This window comes from Streptomyces sp. NPDC002130 (genome assembly GCF_040296465.1).
Lineage (GTDB): Bacteria > Actinomycetota > Actinomycetes > Streptomycetales > Streptomycetaceae > Streptomyces.
On sequence record NZ_JBEOXI010000483.1, the window covers coordinates 1 to 3,075 of the forward strand.

1 protein-coding gene is annotated in these 3,075 nt (G+C 75.7%); it reads right to left on the bottom strand.

Annotation, left to right across the window (positions count from 1 at the left end; genetic code table 11):
• The coding region (locus ABT116_RS41440; protein WP_351645438.1) for an acyltransferase domain-containing protein at positions 1–3,075 on the bottom strand (3,075 nt) is incomplete at both ends.

Consider the following 3,075-nt stretch of genomic DNA (forward strand, 5'->3'; position numbering starts at 1 on the left):
GCACCCCATGCACCTGGACCAGATGCCGGGCCGCAACAGCACCCAGACCACCCGTACCACCCGTCACCAGCACCGGACCCTCACCCCAGGCGACACCACCACCGCCACCCGGCACCGCCCGCCGCAACCTCGGCACCACCAACCCACCCGACCGCACCGCCACCTGCGCCTCACCCGAGGCGAGGGCGGCGGCCAGGAGCCGGTCGTCGGTGGCCGTGTCGGCGTCGATCAGGACCACCCGGTCCGGATGCTCGGACTGCACACTGCGCAGCAGGCCCCACAGCGGGGCCTGGGCCGGCTCGGGCACGAGGTCCCCGGGGGCGGCGGCGACGGCGCCCCGGGTGAGCACCGCGAGCCGCGCGCGGGTCAGGCGCTCGTCGGCGAGGAAGTCCTGCACCAGGCGCAGGAAGACGTCCGCCGTGTGGTGGGCGTGGGCCGCCACATCGGCCGGTCCGTCACCGGCGGGGGCGCGTACGAGGACCACGTCTGCCGTGGCGTCCACCTGCGTGAGGTCGGACACCTCCACGACGTGCGGGGCGTCGCCCTCGGGTGCCGTGACCGGCGCCCATTCCACCGCGTACAGGGCGTCGTGGGGCCGTGGCGCGGAGCGCAGCCGGTCCTTGGCGACCGGGCGCAGGGCGAGGGACTCCACGCTCATGACGGGTGCGCCGACGGCGTCCGCGGCGTGCAGCGCGTAGGTGCCCGACCCGCCGGGCTCGATCCGCACCCGCAGGGTGTCGGCGCCGCCGGCGTGCAGGGACGCGCCGGACCAGGAGAACGGCAGCCGGATGGTGTCCTCGGCGGTGTCGTCACCGGCGGCGTGCAGCACCAGCGGGTGCAGCAGCGCGTCGAAGAGGGCGGGGTGCAGCCCGAACCGGTCGGCGCCGCTCTTGTGCGCGTCGGGCAGAGCGACCTCGGCGTACAGGGCGTCGGCCGTGCGCCACAGGCGCGTCAGGCCCTGGAAGGCCGGGCCGTAGGTGTAACCGAGTGCGGCCAGGCGTTCGTAGGCGTCGTCCAGCGGTGTCTCGTCGGCGTCGGCGGGCGGCCACTGGCTCAGGTCGGGTCCGGCGGCCGGGGTGCCGCCGAGGGTGCCGGAGGCGTGCCGGGTCCACAGCTGCTCGGCGTCCGGGCCGCTGTCCGGGCAGGCGTGGATCTCCAGGGGCCGGCTGCCGGAGGCGTCCGGTGCACCGACGGCCACCTGGACACGTACGGCGCCCTGTTCCGGCAGCTCCAGGGGGGCCTCCAAGGTCAGTTCGTCGATCTGGTCGACGCCCAGGCGGCCCCCCGCTGCCAGAGCCAGTTCCAGGAACGCGGTGGCGGGCACGAGGACCGTGCCGGTGACGGCGTGATCGGCGAGCCAGGGCTGGTCGGTTACGGCGAGGCGGCCGGTGAGGACGAGTCCGTCGCTGCCCGCCAGTTCCACGGAGGCGTGCAACAGCGGGTGCCCGGCCGGGTCGAGACCCAGGCCCCGGGCGTCGAGCGGTCGTTCGGGGGTGAGCCAGAAGCGCTCCCGCTGGAAGGGGTACGTCGGCAGGTCGACGAGGCGGGCGCCGGGGTGGAAGGTCTCGGCGGCGAGCGGCGCGCCACCCGTCCAGGCCGCGGCGATCCCGGCGAGGAACGTCTCGCCCTCGGGGCGCGTGGCCCGCAGCAGCGGGACGGTGACCGCGTCCGCGTCGGCCAGCGCGGCCCGGGTCAGCGGGGCGAGCACGGCGTCCGGACCGGTCTCGACGAACACGGTGGCACCGTGCCGGTGCAGGGCCCGGGCGGCGTCGACGAACCGCACGGGCCGGCGGATCTGCTGCGCCCAGTAGCCGGGCGAGGTCAGCTCGTCCGGGGCGGCGAGTTCGCCGGTGACCGTGGAGACGATCGGGATGCGCGGCTCGTGGAAGGTGAGGCTCTCGGCGATGGCGCGGAACTCGTCCAGGACGCCGTCCATGTGCGGCGAGTGGAAGGCGTGACTGACCTGGAGCCGGCGGGTGCGGCGGCCCCGGGCGCGCCACTGCGCGGCGAGCTGCTCGGCGGCGTCCTCGTCGCCCGAGATCACCAGGGAGTCGGGGGCGTTGAGGGCGGCGAGGTCGAGGCGGCCCGCGGCCTTCTCCAGGTCGGCGGCGATCTCGGCTTCGGTGGCCTCGACGGCGATCATGGCGCCGCCCGGCCGTGCCGCCTCCATGAGCCGGCCCCGGGCCGCGACCAGCCGGGCCGCGTCGGCGAGGGACAGCACGCCCGCCACGTGGGCCGCGGCGAGCTCGCCGATGGAGTGCCCGGCGAGCAGGTCCGGTGTGGTGCCGTGGTGGGCGAGGAGCCGGAAGAGGGCGACCTCCACGGCGAACAGGGCGGGCTGGGTGTAGGCGGTGCGGTGCAGCAGGCGGCCCGGCTCGCTGTCCGCTTCGGCGAACATCACCGTGCGCAGCGGCAGTTCGAGGTGCTCGTCGAGGGCCGCGCACACCTCGTCCAGCGCGGCCGCGAACTCCGGCGACGCGGCGTACAGTTCGCGGCCCATGCCGGCGCGCTGGGCGCCCTGTCCGGTGAACAGGAAGGCGGTGCGGCCCGCGCCGGCGGCGCTGCCGGTGACGACCTGCGCGGTCTCCTCGCCTCGGGCCAGGGCGGAGAGAGCGGCGAGGAGCGTGTCGGTGTCCGTGGCGGTGACCACGGCGCGGTGCGGCAGTGCGGTGCGGGTGACGGCGAGGGACGCGCCGAGGTCGGCGGGGTGCGTGCCGTGCTCGGTGACGATGTCGTGCAGGCGCCGTGCCTGGGCGCGCAGCGCGGCCTCGTCCCGCGCGGACAGGACGAACGGTACGGGTCCGGTCGGCTCCGGTCGCTCGGCGGCTGCCTCCTCGGGCGCGGTGAACTCTTCCACGACCACGTGGGCGTTGGTCCCGCTGATGCCGAAGGAGGAGACACCCGCGCGACGCGGCACGCCGTCCCTGGCGGTCCACTCGCGCTGCTCGCTCAGCAGCTCGACCGAGCCGGTGTCCCACTGCACGAACGGCGACGGCTCGTCCACGTGCAGCGTCCGCGGCAGCACACCGTGCCGCATCGCCTGCACCATCTTGATGACACCACCGACACCGGCCG